Source organism: Streptomyces sp. DSM 116795, assembly GCF_055792905.1.
Genome location: NZ_CM147707.1, coordinates 3405340 through 3425185 on the forward strand (window position 1 = coordinate 3405340; position 19846 = coordinate 3425185).

General features: G+C 70.6%; 13 protein-coding genes. 3 read left to right on the forward strand and 10 right to left on the reverse strand.

Annotated elements, in window-relative coordinates; genetic code table 11:
- Positions 1-10: 10 nt before the first annotated feature.
- The 4 genes from ACSMXX_RS14660 to ACSMXX_RS14675 all read right to left on the reverse strand — a co-directional run bounded on the left by ACSMXX_RS14660 (position 11) and on the right by ACSMXX_RS14675 (position 3323).
- On the reverse strand, positions 11-691 hold the full coding sequence (locus tag ACSMXX_RS14660) for a DUF899 family protein (protein WP_473184469.1): 681 nt from the start codon (positions 689-691) through the stop codon (positions 11-13).
- 82 nt (positions 692-773) lie between these two features.
- Positions 774-1340, reverse strand: a complete 567-nt coding sequence (locus ACSMXX_RS14665) for a TIGR03086 family metal-binding protein (protein ID WP_473184470.1) — start codon at positions 1338-1340, stop codon at positions 774-776.
- 152 nt (positions 1341-1492) lie between these two features.
- Positions 1493-1768: a hypothetical protein gene (locus ACSMXX_RS14670; RefSeq protein ID WP_473184471.1), complete on the reverse strand. Its 276-nt coding sequence runs from the start codon at positions 1766-1768 to the stop codon at positions 1493-1495.
- Between the two features lie 235 nt (positions 1769-2003).
- A complete protein-coding gene (locus ACSMXX_RS14675) occupies positions 2004-3323 on the reverse strand; it encodes a deoxyguanosinetriphosphate triphosphohydrolase family protein (protein ID WP_473184472.1) in 1320 nt (439 codons plus the stop codon).
- A gap of 140 nt (positions 3324-3463) precedes the next feature.
- Between ACSMXX_RS14675 and ACSMXX_RS14680 the strand changes: the two genes are divergently transcribed.
- Entirely contained in the window at positions 3464-6394 is a 2931-nt protein-coding gene (locus ACSMXX_RS14680) for an SCO7613 C-terminal domain-containing membrane protein (protein ID WP_473184473.1), read from the forward strand.
- A gap of 119 nt (positions 6395-6513) precedes the next feature.
- Here ACSMXX_RS14680 and ACSMXX_RS14685 read toward each other — a convergent pair whose 3' ends face one another.
- The 4 genes from ACSMXX_RS14685 to ACSMXX_RS14700 form a co-directional block, all read right to left on the reverse strand.
- Positions 6514-11178, reverse strand: a complete 4665-nt coding sequence (locus ACSMXX_RS14685) for an HAD-IC family P-type ATPase (RefSeq protein WP_473184474.1) — start codon at positions 11176-11178, stop codon at positions 6514-6516.
- 65 nt (positions 11179-11243) lie between these two features.
- Positions 11244-11720, reverse strand: a complete 477-nt coding sequence (locus tag ACSMXX_RS14690) for a hypothetical protein (protein ID WP_473184475.1) — start codon at positions 11718-11720, stop codon at positions 11244-11246.
- A 555-nt stretch (positions 11721-12275) separates the two neighbouring features.
- Positions 12276-13202, reverse strand: a complete 927-nt coding sequence (locus ACSMXX_RS14695) for a DUF4429 domain-containing protein (RefSeq protein ID WP_473184476.1) — start codon at positions 13200-13202, stop codon at positions 12276-12278.
- A gap of 492 nt (positions 13203-13694) precedes the next feature.
- A complete protein-coding gene (locus tag ACSMXX_RS14700; protein ID WP_473184477.1) occupies positions 13695-14282 on the reverse strand; it encodes a DM13 domain-containing protein in 588 nt (195 codons plus the stop codon).
- A 228-nt stretch (positions 14283-14510) separates the two neighbouring features.
- On the opposite strand from ACSMXX_RS14700, the gene ACSMXX_RS14705 reads away from it, so the two are divergent.
- Entirely contained in the window at positions 14511-15170 is a 660-nt protein-coding gene (locus ACSMXX_RS14705) for an HAD family hydrolase (protein WP_473184478.1), read from the forward strand.
- 289 nt (positions 15171-15459) lie between these two features.
- Positions 15460-17598 (forward strand): WD40 repeat domain-containing serine/threonine protein kinase, encoded by a 2139-nt coding sequence (locus ACSMXX_RS14710; RefSeq protein ID WP_473184479.1) that lies wholly within the window; start codon positions 15460-15462, stop codon positions 17596-17598.
- A 260-nt stretch (positions 17599-17858) separates the two neighbouring features.
- On the opposite strand, the gene ACSMXX_RS14715 is transcribed toward ACSMXX_RS14710, so the two are convergent.
- Positions 17859-18512 (reverse strand): hypothetical protein, encoded by a 654-nt coding sequence (locus ACSMXX_RS14715; protein ID WP_473184480.1) that lies wholly within the window; start codon positions 18510-18512, stop codon positions 17859-17861.
- 211 nt (positions 18513-18723) lie between these two features.
- Positions 18724-19434, reverse strand: a complete 711-nt coding sequence (locus ACSMXX_RS14720; protein ID WP_473184481.1) for a YceI family protein — start codon at positions 19432-19434, stop codon at positions 18724-18726.
- Between the last annotated feature and the right edge of the window lie 412 nt (positions 19435-19846).

Consider the following 19846-nt stretch of genomic DNA (forward strand, 5'->3'; position numbering starts at 1 on the left):
GAGCGCTGCGCTAGTAGTCGAGCGCGGCGCTCCAGTCGCCCCGGCCTCGGCGGGTGAGGTCGAGGATGTGCCACACGGGGCTGTACAGGTCGATGCCCCGCTGGTCGATGTCGTCGGACATGCGGGGGTGCACCGAGTAGAAGTGGCGTACCGACCCGGTGTCGTCGCGGGTGAACACCGACACCGTCGAGTCCTGGTTTCCCTCGGCGTCCTCACCGCCCACGTCGTACTTGAAGGTGCTGGGTCCGGCGCTGAGCAGGCGCAGGTTCGTCCACTGCCTGTTCCGGGCGTGCGCGCGGAGATCGGGCAGACCGGCCGCGGCGACGACCGCGAGGTCCACGTTCTGCGTGACGTGGCGGGCCACTCCATTGAGTCCGTCGAGCCACATCGTGCACATCGGGCACGGCTCGGTCTGCTTCTTTCCGTACATGAACTGGTATACGACCAGGTCACGCCCGGGACGGGTGAACAGCTCAGCCAGGCGCACGGTCCGGACGGGCGCGTCGCCGGCCTGCAGATCGGCAGGGCCCTCCTCGAACACGTAGTCGTCGACGACAGGGCCCGGCGGCAGACCGCGGCGCATGCCCGCGACCCGTTCGCGGTGACGCATCAGCTCGATCTCGGCCTGGCGGAGTTCCTCGCGGGCAGCGACGTACTCGGCCGACTCCCCGGTGAGATTGGTCTGGCGCATCGCTGCCTCCTGAGGACCGGTACGTGTCTGCCGCGTTGCCACCATTGTCTGCTCGCGCACGGGGGCCGCCAGCCGGAACCGGTCACGGTCGGCCGAGTGGTCGCCAGGGGTCGCGGCCGGTGATGGCCACGATCCGGTCGAGGAGCGGCGCGTCGGCGGGCGCCTCGACGGCCGGACCCCACAGGCCCTCGACGGGTGCGTTCGGGACGAACTCGGCGACGTGGTCGAAGCACGCCTGCAGGGTTTCGTCGGGGAGCCCGAACTGCCGGCCGGTGGCCGTGGCGATGTCCCAGCCGTGCACCACCATCTCGGTCAGGGCGATCCTGCCCCACCGTTGGTTCGGGAGGTCGACGCCGGCGCCTTCGGTACTTCCCTGCCAGGCCGCCGGGTCGTCCCAGGCGTCACCGAGCTCCTGGACGGCCTTGGAGACGCTCTCCCGCCAGTCGTCGCCGAAGTCCGCGGCGGCGTCGGTGCGTTGGCCGGCGTCCTTGCCGGCAATGGCGATGAATGCCCGGGAGACCTCGTCGACGTGGCCGACGAGGTCGCGGACGGTGTATTCGCTGCAGGGAGTGGGGTCGGTGAGCTGCTCGTCGCCCACGTCTGCCAGCAGCTCGGTCATCTGGCGGCAGGCCGGCTTCAGGTCGATCACGGGTGCTCCTCGGTTCGCGACGCGGTCACACGGTGCAGACCACCGGTGAAGCAGAACTCATCGCCCTGCTCCCGCACGGGAATCGCAACCCGCGCTGCCCGAGTGCCGCGGCCGGGCGACCGGGCGACCGGGCGACCGGACACGAAGACCGGTCAGGAGCCGCCGCCACCGCCACCGCCGCCGCAGCCGCCACCACCGCCGCCCCCGCAGGAGTGGCCGCCACCGCCGCCGTCACCGCCGCTGCCACCGGAGTCGCCACCGGAGTCGCCGGAGCCGCCTTCCCACCAGCCGACGCCGCCCGCCGAGCCCGAGCCGGCGTAGCCGCTGTCTCCCGTCCTACGGCCGGAAGTGACCTTGGCGATGAGGGCCATTACCCCGGCAATGATCACGACCATGACTATGACGATGACGAATCCAGTGCTGTCCATCGTTCCGGCTCCCCCTTGAGTTGCGTAGCGCGCCCTTCGCGCTGCTCGGTCTTCGGCTCGGGCGCCCCTCGGCGCCGAGGCGTCGGCTCCCGCCGGCGTGCAGCGCACCTGCCCGGAGCCGATGGAGGCTAAGCGGAGTTGAGGAAGACCAGAGCTACGGGTCCCGACTTTGCGGCATATCGGCGCACCACGGAAAGGGACAGTCGACCGCCCGCCCGGCCCCGGCCCGTCGCGGTCACATCGCGTCGCTTACCGACCCGAGGCTGGTGCCGGACAGACGGCGGTGCAGAGTCATCGCCTGATCCTCGGTCAGGGACGAGACGTGGTCGGCCGCGGCACGCAGCGGGTCGCCGTGGAGGTCGAGTTCCTCGGCCCGGTCGGTGGGCAGCAGCCGAGGGGATTCGTAGGTCCAGCGCAGCAGTTGGGAGACGATGCGCTTCTTTCCGTGCTGCTGGGTGGCGAGTGCCGGGCGGTCGATGACGTAGCACCAGACCAGTTCCTTGAGCAGGTCGCAGGCGGCCCGGCGTTCAGCCGGCACGACGAGCCTGGCGCCGTAACGGATCGCTGCGGGGCCGTCGACCGCAAGCTCGATGTCGCGGGTGAAGTGGTCGATGAGTTTGGCCGTACGGGCGTTGACGGCGACATCGTCTTCGTGGCGGCCGGCGTAGGGACCCGGGACCGAGAGGGCCTTGGCGATGTCGGCCAGGAGGTGCACCGCCTCGTCCCGGTCGAAGGCGTCACCGGCGCGGTGGCGCTTGGCCTCCACATAGTCCAGGAAGCGCTGCGTCTCGCGCTCGGTGTCGCCGCCCGCGGCTCCAGGGGGTGGAAAAAGCGCGGCCAGCGGGATCAACCCGGTGCGGTAGAAGTCCTCCACGTCGTGGCAGGCGTAGGTGACGTCGTCGGCCCAGTCCATCACCTGCTCCTCGACCGGCACGGCGTCGTCGCCTCGGCCCGCCCTCACCCACGCGAACGCCTGCCGGTCGATCGCGTAGACGCCCCACTTGCCGTGCCGCGCGGGATCGACGTCGCGCGGGGCACGCTCCCACGGGTACTTCGTCGCCGCGTCCAGGCAGGCCCGGGTCAGGTGCAGCCCGCGGTGGCCGGGGTACTTGTGGGCGGCGAGGAAGGTGAGGATGTGCAGGGTCTGGGCGTTGCCCTCGAAGCTGTCGAGCACCCCGCCCGCGAAGTGCAGCTCGTCCATCGTCGCCCGCAACGCGGTCTCGCCGGCGTGGCCGAAGGGCGGGTGCCCGATGTCGTGCGCCATGCAGGCCGCCTCGACCAGTGCCGGGTTCGGGCCGCCGTAGCGCCGCTCGAAGCGCTCGGCCATCCGCCGCCCCAGCTGGGCGACCTTCATCGAGTGGGTCAACCTGGTGTGGTAGGCGCCGAGTTCACCACTGGCGACGACTTGGCTCTTGCCCGCGAGCGCACGCCACTGCGTGGAGTACAGGATCCGGTCCACGTCGTGCTCGAATCCCGATCGCTGCCCGTCGTCCGCCACCCGCCGGCGCAGGGAGTGCTGTTCCAGGTCCTCGTCGGTGTAGTGAGCCAGTCGCATGACGGGATCGTAGTGCCCTGACCAGGTCCGTTCACCTGATTATGAAGTGACTGCCGCCGCACCCCGTGCGGCCCCCCGGAAGCCGATCTGAGTATCCCGACGGATATCGGGGGTGCCGGTGCGGCGTCAGGCTGCCCGGCATGGAGTACAACCAGCCGCTCGCACACTGCCCTGACTGCCGTGGACCGCTGGGACCGGCGGCGGAGCACGGGGAGGGGCAAGCCCACGAGGAGGAGCAGGGGCAAGGGCAAGGGCAAGGGCAAGGGCAAGGGCACAGGCCTGCCAACTGCCCCTACTGCGCACTGCCGTTGACCGGTGACGGGCACGGGGAGCTACGGCGGATCGACACGGAGCTTGCGGGTCTGGAACACCGGCGCGCCATGCTCCACGGGCGGCGACAGACCCTGCTGGCCGGGCTGCGGGCCACGGCGCGGGGTGCCGCGCCGGGTGCCGCGCAAGGCGCTGCGCAAGGCGCGCCGGCCCAGGGTGTGGCTCCGGGCGGTGCTCCTGGCGGTGCCTTCGGGCCGGTGCCGGCACATGGCCCTGTTCCCCGGCCGTGGGCCGCGCGGCAGGCCGAGACCTCCTCGTACACCGCACGCAACGTCCTGCTCGTGCTCGGTGGTGTGCTGCTCACCGTCGCCGCGGTCGCCTTCGCGTTGCTGAGCTGGGGCAGCATGGGCATCGGCGGCCGTGCGGCGGTGCTCGGCGGGCTGACCCTCGGCACCCTCGCCGTTCCGCTGCCGCTGTTGCGCCGCAAGCTGGTGGCCACCGCCGAGTCCCTCGCCGGTTTCGGGCTGGCGCTGTTGGCGCTGGACGCGTACGCAGTGCACGAGGTCGCATTTCCGTACGCGGACGGTCTCGGCTATACGGCGTCCAGTGCCGCGCTGATCGCCGCGCTGTGGGCGGGCTACGGGCTGGCGCTGCCGGCACCGGGGCTGCGCCTGCCGCTGCCCTTCGCCGTCGCCGTCGCCCAACTGCCGCTGCCGCTCTGGGCGCTGACCCTGGACGGTTCTTCGGATCGGACGGCCTACGGACTCGCCGTGGCGCTGCTGCTCACCTTCGCGGCGGACGTCGCACTGGCGGTGTCGCCTCAGCGGGACGGCAAAGGCACCCGCGCGACCGCCCGGCCGGTACGGCTGACGGCCGCCGTGGCGGCGGTGCCGGCGGGCGTGCTGATGATGGCCGTGACGCTGTCGCAGCAGCCCAACGGTGTTGCCGCGGCCGCACGTTGGAACGCCGTACCGGCAGTGGCGGCGGCAGTGCTGCTCTACGCGGGGCAGCGGCGGCAGGCCCGCCGGCTGGCGGGGCTGCTGGGCACGGCGGCCGGGCTGGTGCTGATCACGGCGCTGGGGGACGTCGTGTGGGCCGTGGTGCGGGCCGTGGGACGAGGCGAGGGGACCCCGGGCTGGGACTGGCGGGTACTGGTGTATCTGCTGTGCGCGATGGGCCTGTTGAGCGCGGTGCTCGTCCTGCGCGTGGTGCGGGCGCCGCGTGATGCGGGTGCTCCGCGTGCTCCGGGCGCTCCGGGCGCAGCGCAGTCGGCCGGACTGGTGGTGGCGGCCCTCGTGGTGCAGTGCGGTGCGCTGTTGTGGGTGCTGGTGCCGGTGGCCGAGGCGGTGTTCGGACCGTGGTTCTTCGTGACGCGGGTATGGGAGGGGCCGCCGAGCGGCCCGGGCCGGCAGGCCTTCGACAGTCACCACGCATGGACCGGCTCTGCCGCGACCCTGCTGATCCTCCTGCTGCTGGCGCTGTCCGCGCCGCTGCTCGCCGGCAGCCTCGGCAGGGTCGTTCGCGGCGGCCAACGACCCTGCGGCGACGGCGCGTTGAACCGGACGCCGACCGCGGCCACCCGATCGTCCGAGCCCGCCCAGGCCGCACTGGCCGCCCTGCCCACACTGCCCGTACTGCCGGCACTGGCCACGCTGTGCGCCATCGCCGGTGCAACGGCACCGCTGGCACTCGGTCTGCCGTACGGAGCGACCGTGACCGTCGTCACCGCCCTGGCGGTCGTCCTGCTCGCTGCCTCGGTCACGGTGGCGGACGCCACGACCGGCGTCACCGCACTGGTGTCGGGCCTCACCCTGGCCGGTACCGCGACCGGCTGGGCACTCGCTCAACAGACCGCCACCCTCGGGGTGTTGGCAGTGCTGTGCGTGGCGTCCGCGGCGACCGCGGCCTGGTCGCCGAAGGGCGGCCCAGGACGCCGGGCCACGCTCGCGGCGTCGGCGGTGGTGTACGCGGCCGGGCTGGCCGGGGCTCTTGCCGCGGCGCTGGACCATCCGGCGCACCAGGCGTCGTTCGCGCTGCTCGCGGTCGCAGTCGCCACCGTGCCGGCGGCGGCCTTGCTGGGCCGCGGTGCGGTCGCGTCGGCGTCCGTGTCCCGGAAGGCGATCTCACTCGCCGTCGAATGCGCGGGCTATGCGACGGCGTTGGCCGCGCTCTCGCTGTGCGCCCCGTACCCCGGGACGCTCTGGCTCGCCCTCGCCCTCTGCGCCGTCGCCGCCGCGGGTGTCGCCCTCCGCACCGACCGGCGTCCGGGCGCAGGCTACGGCTCGGCGGCTCTGCTCGTACTCGCCACCTGGGTACGGCTGTTCGCCTCCGGCATCTCCACCCCCGAGGCGTACACGCTGCCGGTCTCCGCCGCCCTGCTGCTCGTCGGCTGGCTGCGGCGCAGGCGCCGGACGGGCAGCGGCGAGGCGGCCGGGCGGGCCCCGGTGTCCTCGTGGTGGGCGTACGGCGGCGGGCTCGCTTTCACCTTCCTGCCGAGCCTCGTCATGGTCTGGAGCGACCCGCACTGGCTGCGCCCGCTGCTGCTGGGCTCCGGCGCCCTGGGCAGCACGCTCGCGGGCGCCCGGTGGCGGACGCAGGCGCCGCTGCTGCTCGGCGGGGCCACCCTCGCGGCCGTCGGCGCACACGAACTCGCCCCGTACGTCGCCCAGGTCGCCTGGCTGCTGCCACGCTGGCTGTTGCCTGCGCTCGCCGGGCTGCTACTGGTGGTTGTCGGTGCCACGTACGAGCGGCGCCTGGAGGAGGCTCGACGTCTCAAGCACGCCTGGCAGCAGCTGAGTTGAGGGCGTCCGTGTGCATGCGCCGCCCGCGTACGTACGTACCGGAGGAGCGACCGGATGTGCGGCGAGCGTCGTCATTCACACCACTCCAGCAAGCGTGACCCGAGTACCAGATCACTGACTCACACGAGCCCCGGTGACCTGCGGGTTCGAAGTCGGAGAAGATTCATTGGGACAGCCCCGTCCCGAGTCGGCAGTACAGATCCCAGCCGTGAGGTGAGGTGTGAGAGCAACTGGTCGGCCTGGGGCACCAGTCGGGGCCCCACCGAAGAGATCCCGAGGGCGACGGCCACTCCGGTCCAGGCCAGTGGGCCCAGGGGCGTGCACCCGAAGAAGCGGCTGACGACGGGCGTCTGGACGAGGGCGACGAGAACGGCGGCGGTGCCGATGACCGTGCCGAGGACCAGGGGGCTGTCACGGCGTCCGACCACGGTCTGGGTGAGCTGGGAACCGATCACGCCGCACAGGGCCATGGTGCTGGTGCGCTCGGCTGATCCGGGGGTGAGACTGCCGATCAGCCACGCCGTAGCCGCGCCGGCTCCAGTGATCAGGCCACGTTGGCGGATCTCGTGTGTGAGCGGCTCCCCCAGGTTGGCGGGACTTGCGGAGTGCGTCTCGGCCAGGGTGTCCTCCGAAGCGGGGCCCGGGTCGTGAGGCGTGACCGCGATCGCCATTGCCGGGAACATGTCGGTGAGCAGGTTGACCAGGAGCAGCTGGCGCGCGGACAGCGGTGACGTACCGGAGAGCAGTGTGCCCAGTACGGAGAAGCCGACCTCGCCCGCATTGCCGCCGAGCAGGATGCTGATGGCGTCGGCCACATTGCGCCACAGGGCCCGTCCTTCGGTGATGGCGTCGATGAGCACCGAGAGTTCGTTGTTGGTGATCACAAGGTCGGCGGCATTGCGTGCGGCCGCCGAACCGCGCGCGCCGATGCCGATCCCGACGTCGGCGGCCCGGATCGCGGCGGCGTCGTTCGCGCCGTCCCCGACCATGCCGACGACGCGTCCCGCCTCCCGGAGTGCCTCGACGACCTGGAGCTTCTGTTCGGGTGCGACGCGGGCCACGACGCCGCAGTCCTTGAGAATGCGAGCCCGCCCTGCCCGGTCGAGCGCCGCCAGGTCGTGGCCCGTGACCACTGCGACGTCGGCGGGCCAGCCGAGGGCGATCGCCATGCACCGGGCGGTCTGGGGATGGTCGCCGGTCAGCATGACGGGACGTACGCCTGCCTCGCGCAACCCGGACACGAGCGGGGCGGAGCTGACGCGCGGGGTGTCGGCCAGAGCCACGAACCCGATGAGTTCCAGCAGTTCGAGCGGCTTGTCCAGGGCATCGGCCGCCTCGTTCACCGCGAGGGGCCGCTGGGCCACGGCGAGCAGCCGCAGACCCTGGCCGGCGAGGGTATTCGCCATTTCGACGGCCGCCGGGTCCGTATCGGGGCAGCAGGGCAGTACGACTTCCGGCGCGCCTTTGACCACCAGCGTTTCGTCACCGTGCGCACCCCTCCCGATGGCAGCTGCGAACCCGCGGGTCGATTCGAAGGGCTCGGCCTGCACTGTGGTCCATCCGGTCTCACGCGGGGCGGCTGCCAGGACTGCCTCGTCGGTGGCATGGGCGTGTACACCCACCCGGTCCGCGGCGGCCGGGCACGCGCGGGCGGCGATCTGCAGGACCGGAAACGCCTTGGGGTCGGGTGCCTTGTGCTCGTCACCGCTCGCGGTGACGACACTGACGACCCGCAGCTTGTTCTCCGTGAGAGTCCCGGTCTTGTCGAAGCAGACGGCGTTGACGCGGCCCAGCGCCTCCAAGCTGCGCGGCGTGCGGACGAGGACTCCGAGCCGGCTGAGACGCCGTGCGGCGGCCATCTGCGCCACGGTCGCCACCAGGGGCATGCCCTCGGGTACGGCCGCTACCGCGACGGCGAGTCCTCCCTGGAGCGCCGTACGCATCGGACGTCCGCGCAACAAGGACAGGCCGGCGACGGCGGCACCGCCTGCGAGGGTGAAAGGCAGCACTCGCCTGGTCAGCCTGTGCAGTCGTGCCTGTACTCCCGCCGAGATGGGGACCCGGGCGGCGAGGGATGCGGCGCGACCGGCTTCCGTCTGGTGCCCGGTACCCACGACGACGGCCCGCGCGCAGCCGGCCACCACTGTGGTGCCCTCGAAGACCATGCAGGCTCGGTCGGCGAGTGAGGCACCCGGAACCGCGGCCACATGTTTGGGGGTCGGCAACGACTCGCCGGTCAGCGAGGATTCGTCGACCTCGCACCCGTCGACCTCCAGCAGCCGCGCATCCGCCGGGACCACGTCGTTGACGCGCAGCTCGATCACTTCGCCCGGCGCCAGGCGTGCGGCCCCGACGACGGATACCTCACCGGTCGACGGCTCGAGCCGTCGGGCCATTCGCCGCTGCTCGGTGGCGAGCGCGAACAGCGCCCTCTGCGCGCGCAGCCGTTGGACCCCGCCGACCAGGGCGTTCAACCCTACGGCGCCGATGACGAGGTACGCATCGACCGGCGATCCCAGCAGTGCCGATGCGGTGGCGCCGACCACCAGCACGGGGGTGAACGGGTCGTCGAGTTCAGCCCACACGGCGCGGGCAAGCTGGACTCCCGTCCGTACGGGCGCGAGCACCGGGTACCTGACCGCTTCTCGCGCGAGACGGCCGGCAAGGCGACGTGTCACCGACCACCCGCTGGGCGCCGTCCCTGGCGCCTTCCGCAGCCGCGCCATGACCTCGTCCGGAGGCAACGCATGCCAGGGCACTCGCGGTTCGGGCCGTGGCATCGTTCCGGCGGCCACGACCAGTGCGGCGGCCCAGCCCCACGTCAGCGACGCGGCGGTGGCGACGGTGACTGGGCTGAGACGTACTTCGAGGGAGGCGGGCTTCTGCTGGGACCGTGCCTCCCGGGTGAGTACCAGCAGCTCGGAGAGCGCGGCGCCCGCCTCCGCGAAGAACTTGCCCCATCCGCTGACCGCCCGGGACATGGTCACTGCGGACAGCAACCGCCAGACCCCTTCCAGCCCGCGCAGCGACAGCAGATCGGCGCCCCAGACGACGGCACTGCCCTCGTCGGCGACCGCTACGGCGATGTCACCGCGGAGCAACCCGTCGACGGCGTCGCGAGCGGAAGGAGCCCGCTCGGGTTGTCCACTCCCCCTGTCATGCGGGACTCGCGCCACGGTGAGGACCGTACGGCCCTCGTCCTGGAGAGCGGCGACGGTCCCGGCGAACGGGACCTCCCCTGACGTGAGTTGATCGGCCAGGGTGCCGAACTCGCCGAGGCCGTGCTCGTCCACCACCACGACGTGCAGCCCCGCCCGGCGCGCCGCGTCCAGCGCGGCCTCGGCCATGGGCTCGACTTCCCAGCCGACCAGGACGGTGCCCACGTCCCTGCCGAGCACCGAGGCGATCATCAGCCCCGCCTCCGACGCCGTCTCATCGGGCGCCGGACGAAGCACGAGGTGTGGCTCCCCCCGTGGTTCCCCCTGTGGCTTCGCCCCGGCCTCGGGAGCGCTGAGAGTCTTCATGGCCGCGTGCCACAACCGAGGGTGGTCCCAGCCCGTCGTGCCGGGATGGACTTCGAGCACAGTGCGGCGCTTGCTGCGGAGCGCTCCGGAATGCAGCACCACGGTGTCCACGAGTTCCAGACGGCGGAGCCTCGCGGGATCGCAGACCAGCACGTCCTCTCGCGCGAGAGCAGCGGCGAACGCCGCGGTGAAGGCCGCCGGGCCGAACCGTGCGGCCTTGGGCACACCGGCCAGCACGGTCTCCGCCGCCTTGTCGACGCTACGGGTGAACAGGAGCGTGGCGAGGGCACCGCCCAGCATCCCGTTGACGGCCGTGTCCGAGTACGACTCGTCCGGGCAAGTCCGCAGCGCGGGACGCACGGTGGCGACTTTCGCCACCACCGGGCGGTCCGGAGCACAGAGCGTGTCGTGCACTGCCTCGAACGTCGCGAGCTGGGCGAGTGATCGCACCAACTGAGTGGCCCGCAGCGCTGCGTCGAGCAGCAGAGGCCCCGGTGTCTGCGCGATCCCGCAGACAGCCGCCTGGGCTGCGCCCAGGAGAAGGTCACTCGCGTCCGAGCCCAGCAGGCGGCCTGATGCCGCACGTGCTCGCGAGTCCTCACGCAGGACGGAGACCGACGCCACAAGGGCTTCCGGCGCGCGCGCCGGAAGCAGCGCCCGCGCCGCGAAGACGGTGGCGATGCCTGCCGCGTCGAACGCGAGCGCGGCAACCTCGACCCGCACGTTCCTGACGTCACCCGGGTGGCCATGCTCCGGCGTCTGTTCGCCGCTGTGTTCAAGCCCATGCTCGGCCGCGAGTTCGGATGCCCTGTCCGCCACACGCTCGCAGACCGCGTCCTCGGCGGCCTTGACGACCACGCACTCCAGGCCGCCGTCCCAGTAGGCGAGCAGCACATCAGGGTGCTCGGCCAGTTCGACGGCCACCTTCCCGGCCGCGGTCTCGAGCCCTTCCGCGGTGCGCGCCGGTGCGTCAGGGGGGAGCCGCAGCCCCAGGTGCATCCGGGATCCTGCGCGCCAGTGACCGACTCGGGGCGCCATCGCGTCACGGGCGACTCTGCCGAACCGCCCGGCGGACGCGCACACTTCCGTCGCACCGCTCACCGCTTCATGCGCACCGACGCTGACGAGCCTGCCCGTCAGGCGCGCCGCCGCGGCCGCCGGCGGCGTGATCCGGCGAGTGGTCTTGGCAGGCACGGCCAGAACGCTCTGGAGAACCGAGGTAGTCAGCTTGGGCAGCCCGGCCAGCAATCGAAGCAGCATTCGTCACCTTCGCGGGCATTCCGTGCGGGCGTGGGGGAACGGTTGTCGCGGCGGGCAAGGAGGGCTCAGGTCTTCTTCCGTCCGCCGGCCTTTGCGGTCGAGGCGCTCGTGGTGCGCTTGGCGGTACGCGTGGCGGTGCCCTTGGCGGCGCGCGTGGGGGTGCCCTTCGTGGTGCTCCTGGCGGTGCGCGCGGGGGTGCTCTTCGCGGTGCTCTTGCTCGATCGCTTCCTCGCCGTACTCGAGCCGTTGGACGACCTGGAGGCAGCCTGCTTCGTAGTCCGCTTCTTCGTCCGGGCGGCATCGGTGTCCTCTGCCTCCGCGCCGTCCATGTCCGCAGGCCGTGGCTGCGTCAGCCACACCGCCGCGGCGCCCACCACAGCCACCGGCCACTCGACGACACCGGCCACGCCGAGGATCCCCGCTCCCGTGTACGCAGCAACGCGCCGGGCGCCCGGCGAAACGATTCCAACGGTGTTCAGCATGTCGTCGAAGACCCCCCTGACACGCTCCGCACCAGGGACCTTCTCGGCAGCAGTCCTCATCGTTCGCACCGGATACGCGACCGTCTCCTGAACCTGCTGCTGCATACCATCCGAGCGTTTTGAACTGGAACGGTCAGGCATGGGAACTCTCCGTCCTCGAGAAGGGTGAGGTGCTGCTGAGGAGCGATAACACAACTCACTCTTCGTACCCTTACCTGGGCAAATGGGACCGGCAAGCCCGGCGCATCCTCATGGGGCCGAGCGAGGTACCCGGCACCCACGCTCCGGCCGCGTTCCACTGCCGGAGCGGCCCGCTGCCGCATGCGGCTGATCCCCTCCCCCTCCGACCACCCCTACCTCGACATGCAGTACGGCAAGGACACCTTTGTGGCCGGAGACGCCGGAGAAGAGCGAGCACATCGAGTTCATTGCCCTCCCGCGGCTTCCGGGGACAGCGGAGCTGGGCCGGCTCGCCCGCTTCGGCGCCCGACTGGGACGACTACCGGGTACGGCTCGCGCACCCTCGCGCAACAAGGGCCGCGCTGGGAGCAGTTGGGCACTGAGTACCGGCCCTCGCCGCAGGTGCCGGGCTCCGGACCCGGCCGGGGCCGAGAGTCAGAAGCGGTCGATGACCGCCTTCTTGGCCGCGGTGAACTCCTCGTCGGTGAGGACGCCTTCGCGGTGCAGTTCGCCGAGTTCGCGCAGGCGCCGCAGCAGCCGGTCGTGGTCCGCCGCGGCCGGGTCACCCGGCGTGTCCGCCGTGCCCCCGCCCCCGTTCTTGACGAGGGACGGGAGACGCTCGTCCGCGCCTGCTCCCACAGGCGGCTTCGCCCCGGCCGGATGAGGCAGCCGGGCGGTAACCGCGGCGGCCAGCAGGACCGAGCCGCCCGTCTCGCGGGCCTGCCGAATGCCCCACAGCATCAGGCAGTTGGGATCGTGTTCCGGCTTGAGGACGGCGTGCCCGCCCTTCGGGCGGAAGCGCAGCGATCCGTTCTCCCAGCCGATCGCGGGCGTCCATTCCACACCGTCGAGATCGTCGAGGGCGATGATGCGCGGGCCTCTGTGCGACTTGCTCTCGTTCGCCATCCAGTTCCACTCCAGCTGGACGCGCTCGCCGTCGAACGAAGCGGTCCCGTCCGTGCCGCCCGCCGTGAGCGGAACCGCTGGTCCGGGCAGCAGGTAGCGGCCGCTGGGCGTGTCCGGCACCTCGTCCAGCAGCAGCGCGCGACGGAGTTCCTCCACGAAGTACTCGGCGACGCCGGCGCGATCTTTCTCCACCGGCAGTTGGTACGGGTCCGAGGCGTCCGGCAGGCGACCGCTCGCCACCTGCGCGAGCGGGTCGGCTCCCTCCCGTAGGCGCAACCGCAACCGGCCGCCCTTGCGGCCCGGCTCGTACGCGATCCCGGAGATCGCCGCGATCGGTACGGCAACTTCGCCCAGCACGGTGCGCAGCGGGTGCATGTGCTTCCCCATGGCAGGCACGATCCGCACTGTCTCGCCGTCGAACGTCCATGTGCCGGTGCGCTGGATGATCTCCGCCATGCGGCGATTATGCGGCGATTCTCCGGCGCCTGGCCACCAGCATCCGCCGAACCTGGCCACGGCCTCCACGCATGACGACGGAGCTCCGTCGCCTCTCGGCGGCCTTCTGCCGCGTCACGACTAGCGAACCCAACGGCGCGTGGGCGATCGGCAACCGGTTCTACGACCCTTTGCGGCGCCCTGGTTGGCTCGAGAGCCCCCGGCGATGCTGCAACCGAATCTCCGTCGGAAACGACGGTCGAGCCGCCGAAGCGCAAGAAACACCGCGTCTTTTTCTGGACGTTCCTGGCCGTCCAGCTCATCCTTCTGATCTGGCTGGTCTGGGGACTGACCGTCGTCGAGGGGGCGCCTGACGCGGCTACCGGAGTGGGCGCCACCATCGGGGCAGGTCTCATCGTGGCGTTCTGGGTGGCGGTGGACTTCATCTTGGCCGTCTCTTACTTGATCTACCGGACGGCGAAGAAGAACTGAACTGACGCCGTACCGGTGCGATCAGGTGCGGGAGAGTTCGGCCGCTCCGAAGGAGACGTCGAAGCGGTCGCACCAGATCGTCACGCTGCTGTATTCGTCCAGGTCCGTCCCGGTGGGCAGCGTGTAGTTCTGGCTCCCCTTGTTGCCCTTGAGCCCGCCCAGGCTGAGGTGGGCGCCGTCGTCGAAGACGTGCCAGCCGGCCGTGCCCGGCTTCACCTTCGCGTCGGTGATCCATACCTTCAGGTCGGGACCGTTGCTGGTGTTCAGGTCCTGCAGGCGGAGGACCCGGGACCCGTCCTGAAGCTCGACGACCTTCGCACTCCCGGTGGTGTCGTGTTCGTGGGTGATGAACTCGCCCGAGGCCAGCGTCGTCGGCCCGGCCGGCTTCTCGGCCTTGCCCGATCCCGCGGAGTCGCCGGGCGTCTCGGGCTCCGGCGGTCCGTCCGACTTCTCTGGGGCGGAAGCGCCGGGAAGCGCCTCGTCGACCTTCTCGTCCGTCCACAGCTTCCACGGCTGGAACAGATACAGGCCCACGGCGACGGCTATCAGGCCGACCACCAACACCCCTGCGACCAGTGGTTTCCGTGCCCACCCTGATGTCCTGCGCACCGCAGCCTCCCGCGTGCTCTGCCTTGTAGCCGGGATTCCACACCACGCAAGGCCCTTCTGTCCCGATCGAGAGGGCCGCGGGCTCCTTACGATTCGCGAACCTCCTGCTGGTCGCTGTTCACCGGGCCGAGGCATTTCCGAGCGCGACGCTCCATGCGGTGACGGTAGGGCAGTGCCCGCTCCTACGCGGTTCGGGGCACCCACCGAGACCCCTCTACGCTGCCGACCATGACGCAGAGTCCCGTTGAACTGGTGATCTTCGACTGTGACGGCGTGCTGGTGGACAGCGAGAAGATATGCGTGAAAGTAGACGCGATGATCACGGCCGACCTGGGGTGCACGTTCACCGAAGCTGAGATCATCGAGCGGTTCGTGGGCTCGTCCACCGAGGTCTACACCGCAGCCGTCGAGGAACGGCTCGGACGACGCTTGGAACAGAACTGGCAGCAGCAATACGAGCATCTGTACCAGGCGGCCTTCGAGGCCGAACTGACCGCTGTCGACGGCATCGCCGAGGTCCTGAATCACCTCACCACGGGCGTCTGCGTCGCATCGAACGGTGATCATGTCGGCATCCGGCGAAGCCTGGAGATCGCCGATCTGGTGGACCACTTCGAAAACCGCATCTTCAGTGCGGCCGACGTCCGCCGAGGCAAGCCAGCACCCGACCTCTTCCAGCACGCTGCACGTTCCATGGGGGTCCCGTCTGAGCGGTGCGCGGTGATCGAGGACAGCGCATACGGGGTGCAGGCAGCTAGGGCCGCCGGCATGCGGGCCTTCGGTTACTGCGGTGGCCTCACTCCGGCCTCGCGGCTGGAAGGACCGGGCACCGTCGTGTTCGACGACATGCGCAACCTGCCCGAACTGCTGGCGATCGCCGCTCGCTGAGCCCCTCGGGACTGATGCACGGGTAGGTGACAGTCGGTTTCAGGGCCGCGCGGGCTGCGTACCGTGCTGACGCACGCCGGCCGCCCGGCTGCGCTGGCGCGCGTCAACGGCGTCGCAGGGCAGGCCTGTTCGGGTGTGGCGGGTTCGTCTACGCTGTCGCTCGCCCGGGGACCGTCGCGCGCCTGAAACGTGGTGGCGGGATCAAGGAGGGGAACCGCCGAGGTCTTCCGCTGCGTGATCAGCGGGCGAGGCGGCGTGGGTGGCAGACCAGCGAGGGGTGACAGTCGGCATGTCCCAACCGGGCTCTGGTCCGCCCGCAGTTCCGCCCGTCAGAGGGGAACAACCGGGGTGGCCGACAACTCCGCCACCCCATCGCCCACTTGGGACTGGTGATCCCGCAGAGGCCGGTCCGTACCGGCTGGAGGCGGTACTGGGGGCGGGGGGAATGGGCCGCGTATACCTGGCGCGTACTCCGGCCGGTAGCGCGGTGGCAGTCAAGGTCGTACACCGTGAGTACGCGAGCGACAGGTTTTTCCGCAAGCGTTTCGAGCAGGAGGTTGCCGCCGCCCGGCGGGTCCAGGGCCTCTACACCGTGCCGGTGGTCGATGCGGACCTGCAGGCAGACGAGCCCTGGCTGGCCACGGCTTACGTCCCCGGGCCGTCCTTGCACGACGCGGTGGCCGAAGACGGACCGTTGCCGGTCGACGCGGCGTTGGGACTTGTTGCCAGAGTGGCCGAAGCCCTGCAGTCCATCCACGCCGCTGACGTGATCCACCGCGACCTGAAGCCCTCCAACATCATCCTCACCGCCGAGGGGCCCAAGGTCATCGACTTCGGCATCGCCAGGGCCGCGGACGTCACGTCGGTGACCGGCACCGGGATGCTTACGGGGACGCCTGCGTACATGGCTCCCGAATACATCAGGGGGCAGACCGTCACCGAAGCCGTCGACGTCTTCGCCCTCGGAGTCGTCGCCTCTTTCGCCGTCACCGGACGGCCTGCCTTCGGCGTTGGCAGCCACCACAGCGTGACCTACCGCATCCTGGAACAGGCTCCCGACCTCGACGGCTGCCCCGAACCCGTCCGGACCATCGCCTCCCGCTGCCTGGAGAAGGATCCGGAGCGGCGGCCCAGCCTCACCGAGGTCATCCAGCGCTGCCGTCCCGCCTCCACGATGGAAAGCACGGGCGACGAAGACCACGGCGCTCCGTCCCCGCCGAGAGCCAAGACCGTCGTCAGCCCCGCGCCGGGCTTTCACGACGCCGCTACGTCGCCCGCGCCTTCACCTCCTGCAGCGCCGGATCGGGCAGGAGGCACCCCTCCCAGGGATCCTGCGATACCACCGGGTCCAGGAATTCAGCCGCACGCTCCGAGCCCGGACCCCGTTACGGCACCCACCCGGCTGTACGTACTGATGGCCGGAGCCGCAGTCCTCGTCCTCGTCGTCATCCTGTTCGCCGTCTACCTTCCCGGCGAGTCGGCCGACCGTGACACGCCGTCGACGCGCAAGCCCGTGGCCACGCTCACCGACTTCTCCAACACGGCCGGCATGGCGGTGGCGTTCAGCCCGGACGGCAAGACCCTCGCAGCAGCCGGGGACGGCAGAGTGCAGCTCTGGGATCCGGCCGGCCGCAAGCTGCGCGCCGCCTTCACCCAGCGCGACAAGTCCGGCAAGACGGAGAACGGCATCAACAGCCTCGCCTTCAGTCCCGACGGCAAGCTGCTCGCCACCGGCACGGACAGCGGCGACGCCGGGGTGTGGGACGTGGCCGATCGCCGGCAGATCGCCAGCATCCCCGGAGACCCCTCCGACCCCGTCGAAACCGTGGCGTTCAGCCCGGACGGCAAGCTGCTCGCCACCGGTGGCGCCGGTGTACGGCTGTGGCGTGCCGGCGGCGGCTGGGACGAGGTCGAGAAGGCTGCCGTTCTGGAAGACGAAATGGCTGCCAAGCAGCTGGCGTTCAGCCCGGACGGCAGGACGCTGGCCACCGCGGGGCGTTTCTTCGACTCCACCGACGACGATCACTCAGCGCAGTTGTGGGGCGTGCGCAGCCGCAAGGTCCGCAAGGTCCTCGACCACCCCGAGGAAGTCGAGAGCGTGGCCTTCAGCCCGAACGGTAGGACACTGGCCACCGCCGGGGAGGACAACCTGGTGCAGCTATGGGATGTGGCCAGCGGCGATGCGGACAGTTCCCTCGCCGAGAAGACCGCCCTTGACCACAATGGCGTGGCGTTCAGCCCGGACGGCGCGACACTCGCCGTTGTCAGCGGCGAGTACGTCGAACTGTGGAACGTGGCCGACCGGGAACTGCGCACCAACCTGGCCGGCAATCAAGAGAACGTCGTGGGCCTGGCCTTCAGCCCGGCCGGCGGGTTCCTGGCGACTACCAGCTTCGACGGCAAGGTTCGGCTGTGGAAGACCTCATGACGTGATGGCCGACGTTGAGCGATCTCCGCAGTGTGCGATTGCTTCCGCGGCGCATCCAGATCTGCCCGCAGGATCTCGTCGATGACCGGCTCCCGTTCCAACGCCAAGGAGCATCCGCGTCGGCTGAACGCTGCGCGGCGTCCGCCGAGCGCTTCCCGTCGTTGCGGCTGTCCAACTGATTTCTCGATGTGGGTGGAGGCGACTGGGGGCGGTTGGCGCTGCGGGACTCCGATCGCGGAGTGATCGCGATGCGAGGTTGTTTACGGCGTACGGCCCCGAGTGCGCTGCCGGTGTCCCCTGACGTCGGGACGGCCGATGTGACCCGCCGCGCGCTGGGACTCGCCGAGCCAGATCTGCGGGACGTACGGCTGGACCGCCGCGACGACCTGCTGCTGGCTGGAGGCAGGGAGGGGAAGGCGGTAGCGCAGGCGGGGAAGGCCGGGATGCAACGGCTCCTCGTCGCGGACCAGGGTCCACAGGGCCGGGTCGTCCCGGTCGATGGGGCCGGTGGGGAACAGCTCCAGGGAGTAGAGCTTCTGGCTGCGGCCGAGCTTGCTCCAGTAGAGGCCGACTCCGGCGAGGGTCTGCCAGGGGATGACGTTTCGAAGCTTTCCGCTGTCGACCCACAGGCCCGTGTGGTCGACGAGGATCCTGGTGCGGCGGTTCGCCCAGTTGGCGATGAAGAAGATCACGCCGACGACACCGAGGACCAGCATGAACGCGAGTCCCACGAACCCTGCGACCGTGGACTCCCCCTTCTGGTTCCCAGTAGCGACCACGGCGGCGCCGAGAGCACCGACGGCGCCGATCACGATGAGGAGGACGGAGCAGGGGAGCCCTGTCATGGCGCCCCGGCGGCCGGTACGTATGACCGTGGCGTCCGGCGCGGGGGAGGGAGTGTGCGGTTGAGACATGGCACGTGAGCCTAGCGAAGGCCTTCCGGCGGTCAGAGTGCGTGCCGGCCCGCGGACAAGCCCCTTCAGCGTTCACTGGTCCGCCGCTCCCGGCCCGTACGAGGGGCGTCACGCTGACCTGTCATGGTGATGCACGACGGGACCGCCCCGGGGCCGGAGGTGGCGAAGGCGATCCCGTCCGGCCACGGGTGGACAGGCTGAGAGCACCGCCTCATGACGGTTCGGCAGCCAGCGAGAACTCCACCGAGCCCTGTTTCTCGACCTTCACGAAGCCCAGACTCGGCGCGTTCACACCGAAGTCCTTGAAGGTGATGGGGATGCTCCCGACGATCTTCGTCTTGTCGGGGCCCGCCTGTGTCTTCGCGGTGAACGACACGGGCCGCTGCACACCGTGCACCGTCAGTTCGCCCTTCAGCTTGATGTTGTGCGTACCGCCGTCGGCCAGGGCCCCTACGTCCACAGGCTTCGTCACCTTGAAACCGGCCTTGGGGAACTTGTCGGTCTCCATGGCGTTCTTGCGGAAGTACACGTCGCGCGTGGCTTCCGGCGTCTTGATGTCGGCGACGTCGACGCTGAAGCGCGCCTCGCGCAGGGTGCCGCCGTCCACGTTCAGGGAGCCGGTCACACTCTTGGAGCGGCCGGTGACCGTCACGTTCTCTCCGCGCAGCACCTCCTTGACGCGGTAGCCCGCGAAGGAGCCGCCGCCTCCCACCTTCCAGGCGCCTTCGAGATCGCTCGCCTTGAACGACTCGGACTTGCCGCTGTCTTCGAGTTCCGGCGCCTTCTCGGCCTTGGAGTTCGCCCAGGACGCGTAGAGCTGAGGTCCGACCAGCACGCCGGCCACACCCAGGACGGCAACGGTGAGCACGGCGGCGAGCAGCTTCTTACGGCCCTTCCCACGGGCCTTCCTACGGGCACTCATGACTCCTCGATTCTGTCGGCCACACCCGGCACTACGGATGGCGCGACGAATCGTTCACCAGAATCGTTCAACGGGACCCGAGCTTTTCCATTGTGGAGTAAACGCGGCCCGTCAGAGCCCCGCCACCCGTAGCCTACGCGGGCACTCGTCGGCGCCCGCCGGTTCCCGCGCGCGCAGACGGCGCACCGTCAGCGCTCCAGGACGGGCTGCGGGTTCGCATGTCGCTCTGCTGGTGCACGGGCAGTGTGCTGCTGCTCGTGGGCCTCGGGGCTACCGGGCGCGCGGTGTGCCTGTAGATGTCCTGGCCCGAGGGCGCGACCCGGGACGCATGAGCGAAACCGGACGTACGGAGCCTGATGGGAACTGCCATGAGCGCGACGAAGGTTGCTCGTGCGGCGGCCAGGAACCAGCC

Bases quoted from the DNA above. Each gene is read 5' to 3' on its own strand.
- ACSMXX_RS14715 (WP_473184480.1), bottom strand. From the start codon at position 18,512: ATGTCTCAACCGCACACTCCCTCCCCCGCGCCGGACGCCACGGTCATA.
- ACSMXX_RS14670 (WP_473184471.1), bottom strand. From the start codon at position 1,768: ATGGACAGCACTGGATTCGTCATCGTCATAGTCATGGTCGTGATCATT.
- ACSMXX_RS14680 (WP_473184473.1), top strand. From the start codon at position 3,464: ATGGAGTACAACCAGCCGCTCGCACACTGCCCTGACTGCCGTGGACCG.
- ACSMXX_RS14685 (WP_473184474.1), bottom strand. From the start codon at position 11,178: ATGCTGCTTCGATTGCTGGCCGGGCTGCCCAAGCTGACTACCTCGGTT.
- ACSMXX_RS14705 (WP_473184478.1), top strand. From the start codon at position 14,511: ATGACGCAGAGTCCCGTTGAACTGGTGATCTTCGACTGTGACGGCGTG.
- ACSMXX_RS14710 (WP_473184479.1), top strand. From the start codon at position 15,460: ATGTCCCAACCGGGCTCTGGTCCGCCCGCAGTTCCGCCCGTCAGAGGG.
- ACSMXX_RS14720 (WP_473184481.1), bottom strand. From the start codon at position 19,434: ATGAGTGCCCGTAGGAAGGCCCGTGGGAAGGGCCGTAAGAAGCTGCTC.
- ACSMXX_RS14695 (WP_473184476.1), bottom strand. From the start codon at position 13,202: ATGGCGGAGATCATCCAGCGCACCGGCACATGGACGTTCGACGGCGAG.
- ACSMXX_RS14675 (WP_473184472.1), bottom strand. From the start codon at position 3,323: ATGCGACTGGCTCACTACACCGACGAGGACCTGGAACAGCACTCCCTG.
- ACSMXX_RS14660 (WP_473184469.1), bottom strand. From the start codon at position 691: ATGCGCCAGACCAATCTCACCGGGGAGTCGGCCGAGTACGTCGCTGCC.
- ACSMXX_RS14690 (WP_473184475.1), bottom strand. From the start codon at position 11,720: ATGAGGACTGCTGCCGAGAAGGTCCCTGGTGCGGAGCGTGTCAGGGGG.